The sequence below is a fragment of the Streptomyces sp. NPDC049585 genome (assembly GCF_040675615.1).
Lineage (GTDB): Bacteria > Actinomycetota > Actinomycetes > Streptomycetales > Streptomycetaceae > Streptomyces > Streptomyces luteosporeus.
Map to the genome: position 1 here is coordinate 139,727 of NZ_JBFAPE010000015.1, position 10,495 is coordinate 150,221.

Annotated in this window: 4 protein-coding genes; 1 reads left to right on the forward strand and 3 read right to left on the reverse strand. The window is 77.6% G+C overall.

All coding sequences use genetic code 11. The annotated features are described in order from the left end of the window. Positions 1 to 77: 77 nt before the first annotated feature. The 3 genes from AB0K17_RS17880 to AB0K17_RS17890 all read right to left on the reverse strand — a co-directional run bounded on the left by AB0K17_RS17880 (position 78) and on the right by AB0K17_RS17890 (position 2,808). Positions 78 to 572 (reverse strand): MarR family transcriptional regulator, encoded by a 495-nt coding sequence (locus AB0K17_RS17880; protein WP_365983499.1) that lies wholly within the window; start codon positions 570 to 572, stop codon positions 78 to 80. Between the two features lie 68 nt (positions 573 to 640). Beyond that, entirely contained in the window at positions 641 to 2,230 is a 1,590-nt protein-coding gene (locus tag AB0K17_RS17885; RefSeq protein WP_365983500.1) for a DHA2 family efflux MFS transporter permease subunit, read from the reverse strand. After that, complete coding sequence (locus AB0K17_RS17890; RefSeq protein ID WP_365983501.1) at positions 2,227 to 2,808, reverse strand: gamma carbonic anhydrase family protein; 582 nt, start codon at positions 2,806 to 2,808, stop codon at positions 2,227 to 2,229. The genes AB0K17_RS17885 and AB0K17_RS17890 overlap by 4 nt, the downstream gene beginning before the upstream one ends. 145 nt (positions 2,809 to 2,953) lie before the next feature. On the opposite strand from AB0K17_RS17890, the gene AB0K17_RS17895 reads away from it, so the two are divergent. Continuing rightward, entirely contained in the window at positions 2,954 to 10,363 is a 7,410-nt protein-coding gene (locus tag AB0K17_RS17895; RefSeq protein ID WP_365983502.1) for an SDR family NAD(P)-dependent oxidoreductase, read from the forward strand. The last annotated feature ends 132 nt before the right edge of the window (positions 10,364 to 10,495 follow it).

Below are 10,495 nucleotides of genomic sequence, written 5' to 3' on the forward strand. Positions count from 1 at the left end.
CCGGGGGACGAGCCCGCCGGACGCGGGCATTCAGCTGAGACAACAGTATCTGTTCTCTCAGATATTCCCGGAGGCCCTCAGCGCAGCTTCGGCAGGGCGTCCCGCGCCGCATGGCTGAGGGCCCTGAGGTCCTCCGCGAAGCGGTCGCGGTGCTCCTGGGGCAACGGTTCGAGGAAGTGGCGGCGGATGTTCTCGCGGTGGACGCGCGCGGCCCGCACCACCGTCTCCTCCCCCTGCGGGGTCAGCCGCACCAGGCGGCCGCGCCGGTCGCCGGGGTCCGCGGCCCGCCGTACCAGGCCGGCCGCCTCCATCCGGTCGACGAGCCGGGTGACCCCGCCGGTGCTGAGCACCCGCTCCTGAGCAATGGCCCGCATGGGCAGTCCCGCCTCCCCCGCCCGGCCGAGGATCAGCAGCACCTCGAACATCAGGTGGCTGATGCCGCACTCCTCCTCGATCGCCCGGCCCAGGATGTACTCGAGCCGGTTCGCGGCCCCCTGCAGGCGCCCGAACGCCAGCACGAGGCCGTCGTTGGCCGCCTGCTCGGCCGTCGCGATCTCCTTCTCCCGCGCCACGTGGCCTCTCGCCCCTCTCACCGCACCCGGACGGCGCCCTGCGCGCCTCGCCAGGAGCCTACGCGCCGTCAGCCGCCGGGCAGCGGCGCCCTGTCGCGGCGCAGCAGCAGGGCCACTGCCAGGGCCGCGGCGGCGATGCAGCCGGCCCCGCACAGCAGTGCGGGACCCAGGCCGTCGACGAAGGCCCGCTCGGCCCACACCGGGGCCTGCCGGGCCGCGCCGGGGGCCGTGGCGGCCTGCCCGAGGCTCGCGGCCGGGCCGTGCCGGAGCACCGATGCGGCCAGGTCGCGGGCGGCCTGCTGCGGTACGCCCTCGGCGGTGGCGTACGTCACGAGGGCGGAGCGCATCCGGCCGGCCAGGACGGCGCCGAGGACGGCCACGCCGACCACGCCGCCGAGTTCGCGCAGGGTGTCCATCAGGGCGGAGGTCATGGCGGTCCGCTCGGCGGGGGCGCGCTGCACGGCGGCGATGACGGCGGTGACGAAGGTCAGCCCGACGCCGGCGCCGAGCACCGGCAGCAGCCAGCCGTACCCGGCGTACGCGGCGCCGCGGCCGTAGCGGGCGAGGCCGGCGAGGGCGACGGCGCACAGGGCCAGCCCGCACAGCAGCGGCAGTCGTGCCCCGCGCCGGGCGCACAGCAGCCCGGCGGCCGGGGCGGCGGGGACGATGACGCCGGAGGCCGTGAGGAAGACCGCTCCGGCACCGGCGGCGGACCAGCCCAGGACGTCCTGCAGGTACAGGGTGAGGAAGAAGACCCCGCCGAAGAGGCCCAGGCTCGCGGCGAACAGGGCCAGACAGGCGGCGGCGGTCCCGCGGTCGCGCAGCAGCCGTACGTCGAGCATGGGGGCGGCCGCGTACCACTCGGCCGCGGCGAAGGCGGGCAGGGCCACGGCGGCCGTGGCCAGCGTGGCCAGGACGCCCGGTGCCGTCCAGCCGTCCACCGGCGCCTGGACCAGGCCGTACACCAGGCTGCCCAGGCCGACGACGGCGAGCAGCTGGCCGGCCGGGTCCCAGCGTGCCGGGGCGCAGGGCACCCGCGGCAGTGCGCGCAGGCCGAGCAGCACCATTGCGGCGCCCACCGGGAGGTTGATCCACAGGACGCTGCGCCAGCCGAGGGCGTCGACGAGGGGCCCGCCGATCGTGGGGCCGAGGGCGACACCGAGGCCGCCGGCGCCGCCGCGCACGCCCATGGCGCGGGTGCGCCGCGCCCCGTCGGGGAAGGCGTGCCGCAGCAGGCCCATGCCGGCGGGCATGAGCGCGGCCGCTCCGGCGCCCTGCACCAGGCGCCCGGCGAGCAGCCAGGTCCAGTCCGGGGCGAGGGCGCCGGCGGCGGAGCCGGCGCAGAAGGCGAGCACGCCGGCGAGGAAGGTCCTGCGCTGCCCGAAGCGGTCGCCCAGGACGCTGCCGGAGAGCAGGAAGGCGGCGAAGACCAGGGTGTAGCCGGCGACGACCCATTGCAGGCCGCTGATGCCGAGGCCCATTTCGGCACCGATGTGCGGCAGGGCGTTGTTGAGGGCGAGGTTGTCGAGCATGGCCATGAACACCGCGCCGGCGACGACAGCCAGCGCGCACCGCTGCCGGGTCCGGGCGCGGCGGTGATCGGGGACGGCCAGCGCCTGCCCGGGGGCGCCGCGGGGGCGGGCGTGGGCGCCGCTCACGGCGGGCCCGCGTCGGGGGTGTCGGCGGGCCGGTACAGCCGTACGAGGGCCCGGTAGTTGCGGGCGTGGGCCTCGACGAGGGCCTCGTCGTCGGCGGTCAGGGCGCGCACCAGCTGGGCGTGCGGCCCGGCGACCAGGGAGCCGGCGGGCACGGTCCGGTCCTGGGGGACGACGGTGCCCGCGGCCACGATGCTGCGGTCGCCGATGCGGGCGCCGTTCAGGACGATCGCGCCCATGCCGACGAGGACGTCGTCGCCGAGGTCGCAGCCGTGCAGGACGGCGTTGTGCCCGACGGAGCAGCGGGCGCCGATGCGGACGGGGAAGCCGGGGTCGGTGTGGACGACGACGCCGTCCTGGAGGTTGCTGCCGGTGCCGACGGTGATCCCGTCGCCGTCGGCGCGGAGCACGGTGTGGTACCAGACGCTGGAGTCGGCGGCGAGGTGCACCGGCCCGATCAGGACGGCGGTGGGGGCGACGTGGGCCGCCGGGTCGAGGACCGGTGCGCGTCCCAGGACGGGAACGGTCAGGACGCCCGGTGGCACGGGTGCGGGGGGACTGTGTCCGGCGACGGTGGCCATGGTGGCGCGGTTCCCCGGACGGCCGGCGGCAACACGCGCCCGTCACCCACATGGATGGAGCGTGAGATCTTTGACCGCGGGCTGGGCATCGACAGCTAAGAGCGCAGTGCGGTTTCTGCCGCCGCGAATTCGAGGAGTTGTTCCCATGCCACCCTCCTCCGATGCCATCGCCGTCGTCGGCGCCGCGTGCAGGCTGCCCGGCGGCGTGACCACCCCCGCCGAGCTGTGGTCGCTGCTGTCGGAGGGCCGCTGCCCGATCGGGCCGGTGCCCGCCGACCGGTTCGACGCCGAGCGGTGGGTGGACCCCGACCCGAAACGTTCCGGCAAGACCTACACCGCCGCCGGCGGCTTCCTGACGGACGTGCGCGGTGTCGACTGCGACTTCTTCGCGCTCTCGCCGCGCGAGGCCCGGCACATGGACCCTCAGCAGCGGCTGCTCCTGGAGCTGGCCGTGGAGGGCCTGGACGACGCGGGGATCCCGGCCGCCTCGCTGGCGGGCTCGGACACCGCGGTGTACGTGGGCGCCTCCAGCCAGTCCTTCGCCTTCCTGCAGGGCCTGGCGACGCGGTCGGCCGACGCATACACGATGACCGGCAGCGCGGTGTGCAACGTCGCCAACCGCGTCTCGCACTTCCTCGACCTGCGTGGGCCGAGTCTGGCCGTGGACACCGCCTGCTCCTCGTCCCTGGTGGCCCTGCACCACGCCTGCGAGGCGCTGCGCTGCGGCCGCAGCGCGCTGGCGCTGGCCGGGGGCGTCAACGTGCTGCTCAGTCCCTTCGAGTTCGTCGGTTTCGCGAAGGCGTCGATGCTCTCCCGAAGCGGGCGCTGCCGGCCGTTCTCCGCGGAGGCGGACGGCTATGTGCGCGCCGAGGGCGGCGGCCTGGTGGTGCTCAAGCCGCTGGGCGCTGCGGTGCGCGACGGCGACCGGGTGCTGGCCGTCGTCCTGGGCAGCGGCGTCAACGCCGACGGGCGGACCCCGGGCCTGGCCCAGCCGAGCGCCGAGGCGCAGGAGAGCCTGCTGCGGGAGGTGTACGAGGCGGCCGGGGTGGACCCGCAGGAGCTGGTGTACCTGGAGATGCACGGTACGGGCACGCCGGTGGGCGACCCGGTGGAGTGCCGCGCGGTCGGCCGGGCGCTGACCGCCCGGCGGCCCGCGGACCGGCCCCTGCCGGTGGGGTCGGTCAAGGCCCACCTGGGGCACCTGGAGCCGGCCTCGGGCATGGCGGGGCTGCTCAAGGCCGTGCTCGTGCTGCGGCACGGCCGGGTGCCGGCCAACCCCGGTGCGCTGCCGCTGAACCCGGCCATCGACTTCGCCGCCTGGCGCCTGGCGCCGGCCGTCGAGACCCGCCCGCTGCCGGCGCCGTCCGGCGACCGGGCGGTGGCGGGGGTCAACTCCTTCGGCTTCGGCGGTGCCAATGCGCACGTCGTCCTGGCGGCCGCGCCGGGGCGGGACGGGCCGAGCACGCCGCCCACCCGGGGCGGGCCGCTGCCGGTGGTGGTCTCGGCGCGCACGCGCACGGCGGTGGCGCAGGCGGCCCGGCGCATGGCGGACCGGCTGGAGGGCTGTGCCCCGGGCGACTTCTACGACGTGGCGTACACCTCCTGCCGGCGGCGCGGGCGGCACGAGGAGCGGATCGCGGTGCTCGCGCCGGACGCCGCGACGGCGGCCGAGCGGCTGCGCCGGGTGGCGGACGGCGAGGCGGCGGCGGGCGCGCTGACCACGGGGGTGGAGGGCGGCACGGTGGCCTTCGTCTTCTCCGGCAACGGCGCGCAGTGGCCGGGCATGGGCGCGCGGCTTCTCGAGGAGGAGCCGGTCTTCCGGCGCGCGGTGGACGAGGCGGACGAGGCGCTGCGCCCGCTGCTGGGCTGGTCGGTCCGCGCGGAGCTGGCCGCCCCTGCCGCCGCGCGGCGCCCGGACACCACCGACGTGGCCCAACCCCTGCTGTTCGCGGTGCAGGTGGGACTGGTGGCGCTGCTGCGGGCCCGGGGCATCGAGCCGGCCGCGGTGGCCGGGCACAGCGCCGGCGAGATGGCCGCGGCCTGGGCGGCCGGCGCGCTGGACCTGCCGGCGGCGGCCCGGGTGGTCGTCGCCCGGTCGCGGGCGCAGGCCTCGACCGCCGGTGACTGGGGGATGGCCGCGCTCGGCGTCGACCCGGTGCGGGCCAGGGCCCTGCTGGCGCCGTACGAGGGCCGGCTGGAGCTCGCGGGCGTCAACACCGCGCAGGACGTGACGGTCGGCGGGGACGCGCCGTCGCTGGCCCGCCTGGGCGAGGACTGCCGCGGGCAGGGGGTGTACTTCCACGACCTGGGCCTGCCGTACGCCTTCCACAGCCGGGCCATGGACGGCCTGGAGGAGCAGCTGGCCGCCGACCTCGCGGACCTCAAGGCGCGGCGCGCCGCGGTGCCGTACGCGTCGGCGACGACCGGCGGCGTGCTCGGCGGCGAGGAGCTGGACGCGGGCTACTGGTGGCGCAACCTGCGCCGGCCGGTGCAGTTCGCCGCGGCGGTCGGGCACCTGGCCGACCTGGGCTGCGACATGTACGTGGAGGTGGGCCCGCACCCCGTGCTGCGCGGCTACCTGCGCCGGCTGACCTCGGCCGGCCCGAGCGCGGCGCTGGTCGTGCCGACCCTGTCGCGGGAGCAGCCGGGCGCGGACGCGGTCGACTCGGCGGTGGCCCGGCTGCTGGCCGGCGGCGCCCGGCACCGCGACTCCGTCTTCTTCCCCCGCCCGGGCCGGGTGGTGGACCTGCCGGCCTACCCCTGGCAGCGCGAGCCGCACTGGAACGGCGACCCCGACGCATGGTCGCGCACCTGCGGGGACGGGCGCGTCGACCACCCGCTGCTCGGCGAGCGGGCCGCGACGGCCGAACCGGTCTGGCACGGCCCGTTCGAACCGGCGCGCGTGCCCTGGCTGGACGACCACCGGGTCGGGGGCGCGGTGCTCATGCCGGCCACCGGCTATCTGGAGATGATGCTGGCCGCCGGGCGCCGCGTCCTGGACGGGCCCGTCGAGATCGGCCGGCTCGCGATCCCGGCGGCTCTGGTGCTGCCCTTCGACGAGGACCGGCAGGTCGAGCTGCAGACGGCCCTGGCGCCGGACGACGGCGTGGTGCACATCGCCAGCCGCGGCGGGAAGGACGACGCCTGGCAGCAGCACGCCCGGGGCCGGCTGCGCCGGCTGTACGCGCCGGTGCCGCAGCTCGCCGACCTCGACGCCCTCGTCGCGGCGTTGCCCGGGCGGCGCACGGCCGAGGAGCACTACCGTCGCACCCTCGGCAAGGGCCTGGGCTACGGTCCGGCCTTCCAGGTCCTGACCGACCTTCGGGTGGGCGACGACCAGGTGCTCGCCGACTACGCGGGCGGCGGCGACCTCGCCGGCTACGAGGCCCACCCCGCGCTGCTGGACGGTGCGCTGCAGGCGGCCTCCCCGCTGCTGGAGGACGCCTGCGCGGACAGCGACGCCCCCTTCCTGCCGGTGGCCGTCGAGCGCGTACGGGCCTGGCGGCGGATGCCCGCCGTCGGGCACGTGCACGTGCGCGCCCGCACGGTCACCCCGCGCGAGGTCCTGCTGGACATCACCGTCCTCGCGCCCAACGGGCTGACCTGCCTGGCCCTGGAGGGCTGCCGGATGCGGCGCGTCGAGCAGCAGGCGCGCGTACCGGTGCGGCTGCACACCACCGTCACCCGGGCCGCGCCCCTGCCCGGCCCGGCAGGAACGCCCTGCCCGCTGCCGTCCCCCGCCGACGCCCTGGCGGCCTGCGCGGCGGACCTGGTACGGGACCGGGAGCATGCCGACCGCGTGGGCATGGACCGGCTGCGGGCCCTGACCGCCCACTTCGGCGCGGCGGCTTTGGCGAGCGTGCTGGGCGACCGCCGGCAGGATCCCTTCACGGTGACCGACGTGCTGGCGGCGGGCGTGCCGGCCGACTACGCGCCGCTGGTCGAGGCACTGTTGCGGGCCGCCCACGACCACGGCCTGGCGGAGGCCTGCGGCGAGGGCTGGCGCGCCACGGGCACGCCCGCGCCACGGGAACGGTTCCGCGCCACGCTCGCCGACTGCCCGCACCTGGCGGTCGAGCTGGCGCTCGCCGGCGCCGGCGCGGGGCAGCTGGTGCAGATCCTGCGCGGCCGGCGGGACCCGGCCGAGGTACTGCCGGCGGAGGCCAACCGCCACCTGCTGGAGGAGCTGCGCACCGACGGCTGCACCAGCGGCTTCGCGGGCCGCGCCGCCCGCACCGTGCTGCGTACCCTCGTACGCGACTGGCCCGCCGACCGGCCGCTGCGCGTGCTGGAGGTCGGGGCCGGCACCGGCGGCACGACCGCGCACCTGCTGCCGGTGCTGCCCCGCGACCGTACGCACTACACGTACGCCGACGCCTCGGCCGCCTGCCTGCCGCGGGCCCGCAAGCGCTTCGCCGGCCACGACGTCCTCGTCCCCCGCGTGCTCGACCTCGACCGCGACCCGGCCGGGCAGGGCTTCGCACCCGGCTCCTTCGACGTCGTCGTCGCCCCGGCGGCCCTGCACACCGCCCGCGACGTGCGCCGCGCCCTGGAGCATGTGGCCGCCCTGCTGGACGACGGCGGGCTGCTGCTGGCCACCGAGCCGCACGACGTCACGGCGCTGGCCCTGCTCGACGGGCTGCTGCCGGCCTTCTGGCAGCGCGAGGACCACGAGGTGCGCCGCCGCGGCCCGCTGCTGCCGCCCGACGGCTGGCGGCGGGTGCTCGGCGATGCCGGCTGGCAGGAGGTGGCCGTCACCGGCGACGCGGAGGACGGCGCGCGCTGCGACGTCTCGCTGCTGCTGGCGCGGCGCCCGGAGCGCACGGAGCCGCGGGCGGCCGCTGCGGCCGTGCCGCAGCGGCGCAGTGACCTCTGGCTGATCGCGGCCGAAGCCGAGCAGGACGCGCTGGCCGGCGCGGTGGCCGAGCACCTGACGGCCGCCGGCGCGAGCGTCCGGCGCGTCGCGCCGAGCGACGATCCCGGACAGTGGTCCACGCTCTTCGGCAGCGCGGGTCCGCAGACGCAGGTGCTGCTCCTGTTGGGCGGGGACGCCGGTGACGACGGGGGTGAGCTCGAGCGGGCCGCGGGTCGTACCGCCGTGCTGCGGGCGCTGGCCGCCGCGGCGGGCACCGGGGGCGTGTCGCTGTGGCTGGTCACCCCTCCCACGGGCGCCCTGCCCGCGCCCGAGCGCCCGCTGGCGCCGGGGAGCGCCGCCGCCTGGGGCGTGGCCCGCTGCCTGGCCAATGAGCACCCGGACGTGCCCGTGCGGCGCATCTCGCTGGACGCCACGGGCCGCACCGGGGCGGACGCCGCCCGCCTCGCCGCCGAGCTCACCGGGGCGGGCGAGGAGGACGAGGTGCTGCTCGCGCCGGCCGGACGGTTCGTCACCCGGCTGCGCGAGGAGCGGGATCCAAACCCCGCATCCGCTGCGGAGCCCGGCGGGGAGCGGCCCTTCGCGCTGCAGGTGCACGACACCGGCCCCGCCCACCGGCTCGTGTGGGCCCCGGACACGGTGCCCGAGCCCGGTCCCGGGGAGGTCGTGGTCCGCGTACGGGCGGCGGCGCTGAACTACCGGGACGTCCTGCAGGCCCTGGGCACCGTGCCGCTCGATGCGGGCGGGGGCGCGCACCGGCCCGGCATGGAGTGCGCGGGCGTGGTCACCGCCGTCGGACCGGGCGTCGCGGACCTCGCGCCCGGCGACCGTGTCCTGGCCTTCGGCTCCGGCACGCTGCGCTCCCACGTCGCCGTCCCCGCGGCCACCGCGGCCCGGATGCCCGACGGGATGGGCTTCTGCGCGGCCGCCACGCTGCCGGTGGTGTTCCTGACCGTCCACCACAGCCTGCAGCACCTGGCCCGGCTGGCGCCCGGCGAGCGGGTGCTGGTGCACGGCGGGGCGGGCGGGGTGGGCCTGGCCGCGGTGCAGTACGCCCGGTGGGCCGGCGCCGAGGTCCTCGCCACGGCCGGCACCCCGGCCAAGCGCGAGCTGCTGCGCCTGCTGGGCGTCGCCCACGTGCTCGACTCGCGCTCGCTGCGCTTCGCCGACCAGGTGCGGGCCGTCACCGGCGGCCACGGCGTGGACGTCGTGCTCAACTCACTGGCCGGGGAGGCCGTCGCCCGCGGCCTGGAGGTCCTCGCGCCCGGCGGGCGGTTCGTCGAGCTGGGCAAGCGCGATCTGTACGCCGACGGGCGGCTGCCGCTGGGCGCCTTCCTGGGCAACGTCACCTTCAGCACCGCCGATCTGGCCCGGCTCGCGCACGAGCGGCCCGCGGCGTTCGCCGAGGAGTTCGCGCAGGTCGCCGAGCGCGTGCAGGAGGGGGTGTACCGGCCGCTGCCCCACCGCGTGTACCCGGCCGACCGGGCGGCCGAGGCGTTCGAGGCCCTGCAGCACTCCCGGCACATCGGCAAGGTGGTCGTCTCGCTGGAGACCCCGCCCGTCCTGCCGCCCGCGCCCGCTCCCCTGCGCCTGGACCCGGCGGCCACCTATGTGGTCACCGGGGGCCTGGGCGGCTTCGGTGCGGCCACCGCCCGACGGCTCGCCGCGCGCGGCGCGCGCCGCCTGTGCCTGGTGAGCCGGCGCGGGGCCGACGTGCCCGGGGCGGCCGAGCTTCTGCAGGAGCTGCACCGGCAGGGCGTGGCCGCCTCCGCGCACGCGGTCGACGCGGCCGACGGCCGGGCCATGGCGGCCCTGCTGGACTCGGTCGACACTCCCGCCCATCCGCTGCGTGGCGTCGTGCACGCCGCGATGGTGCTCGACGACGGCCCGCTGGCGCAGGTCACGGAGGAGTCCGCGCGGCGGGTGCTGTCCCCCAAGGCGGCCGGCGCCCGGGTGCTGGACCGGCTCACCCGCGGCCGGGAGCTGGACTTCTTCGTCGTGTACTCCTCGGTCTCCGCCCTGCTGGGCAACCCGCGGCAGAGCACCTATGCGGCCGCCAACCTGTGCCTGGAGTCCCTCGTGCGGGCCCGCCGGCACGCCGGCCGGCCGGGCCTGGCGATCGCCTGGGGCGCGCTCGCCGACGCCGGCTACGTGGCCCGCAACGGGCTGGACGGCTTCATGGAACGCGTGGGCCTGGTCCCCGTTCCCGCCGAACGGGCCCTGGACGCCCTGGAGGAGCTCCTGGCCCGCGGCCGGGACGACGTCGCCGTCGTCGCCGGCATCGGCTGGGGCCGGGTGCGCCACGGCATCGGCGCCGTCGGCGCGCCGCGTTTCGCGCTCGTACGCCCCGAGGGCGAGGACGACGCGACGGGCGCGGCGGCGCGGGACCTGGCGCAGACCCTGGCCCGCGCCACGCCCGAGGAGGCGCTCGCCAAGGTGACGGAGGCCGTCGTGACCGTCCTGGCCGGCGTCCTGCAGACGACTCCCGACCGCATCGCCCCCGACCGGCCCCTGAACCAGCTGGGCCTGGACTCCCTCATGGGCGCCGAACTGATGACGACGCTCCACCAGCGCCTGGGCTGCGACGTCCCGGCGATGGAGATCCTGGCGAGCCCCACGGTGGCCGGCCTGGCCGCCCGCTGCGCACGGCGCCTGCGCGCCGCGGACCCGGCGAAGGGCTGAAGCCGGCGGTAGTGCGCCCCGTCAGGGGCGCGGGGAACTGCGCGATCGGCCACCGACGGCCCGCAGTCGACGCTCGGCCCCGGGGGGCGACTGCCGGGCGCGTCGTGGCTGGTATATAGGAATATCACACCA